This window comes from Mesorhizobium sp. M7A.F.Ca.CA.002.15.2.1 (assembly GCF_003998715.1).
Lineage (GTDB): Bacteria > Pseudomonadota > Alphaproteobacteria > Rhizobiales > Rhizobiaceae > Mesorhizobium > Mesorhizobium ciceri.
On record NZ_RZPI01001110.1, the window covers coordinates 1 to 965 of the forward strand.

Here is a 965-nt window from a genome sequence, read left to right on the forward strand (position 1 = left end):
CTGCAAACCCTGGGATGATCCAGCAGCTTCTCCTTCGACAGCAGCCCGGCGTCCTCGAGCGCCTCGAAATCCGGCAGCTGGCGCAGCGTGTCGAGCCCGAACTGCGACAGAAAAGTTTTGGTCGTCACATAGGTGTAGGGCGCGCCCGGCTGCGGGCTGCGCGGCCCCGAGGCGACCAGCTGCTCAGCGCGCAGCACGCCGATCAGGTCACGTGACACCTCCTTGCCGAAAAAGCTCGACAGCTCGCCACGGGTGATCGGCTGGAAATAGGCAATGCACATCAAGACAAGCGCCTCCGCCTGCGACAGTTCTTTTGCTCCCTCGCCCGCTGCCGTGCCGAAGGCTGCGTGAATGGCGTCGCCAAAAACCTTTTTGGTCCGGTGCTGCCAGCCGCCGGCGACCGCGACCAGCTCGTAAGGGCGGCCGGCGAGTTCGGCGCGAATGTCGTCGATGATCAGCTCGATATTGCAGTTTTTTCCCACCACCCGCGCGAGGACACTACGTGTCACCGGTTCATTTGCCGCAAAGATCACCGCTTCGACGCGGGCCATCCATTCGCACCAGCGCAGCTCCGGCGGCAGATGTTCCAGTTCGGTGTCGAGCAGCGCCGGCTGATCGTTTGGCTTGCGGCGGGCGGACGCTTCGCTCATCGCTACAGCCCGAACAGCCGGAATGTGGGGCGGCCGGAGAGCTCGCGCACGACCTCCAGTTGCTGCAGCCGTTCGAACAGCCGTCGCGATGCAAAGCGCGACAGATTGTCCGTCGTCAGCGATCCGGACACGGCGTCTTCACTGAGCAGCAGAAAGATTACGTCGCCGGCGCCTTTGGCGCGCAGTTTCGGCGCCACCGCCAGGAGTTTTTCGGCCCGGCGCGACAGCTCGGCGGCCAACCGACAAGCGTCCGCGGCGGCCGCGACGAGCGCGATGCAAACCGCCCGCTCAAAATTCTTGTCCCCGGGCCGGATG

The 965-nt window shown here is 64.9% G+C and carries 2 protein-coding genes; both read right to left on the bottom strand.

The annotated features are described in order from the left end of the window. Window positions 1–650 (bottom strand): SMC-Scp complex subunit ScpB (locus ENZ74_RS32985; protein WP_164761454.1); only part of this gene is annotated, 650 nt, incomplete at its 3' end. Window positions 651–652: 2 nt separating this feature from the next. Continuing rightward, on the bottom strand, window positions 653–965 hold a 313-nt coding region (locus tag ENZ74_RS32990; RefSeq protein ID WP_127313347.1), incomplete at its 5' end, for a DUF1403 family protein.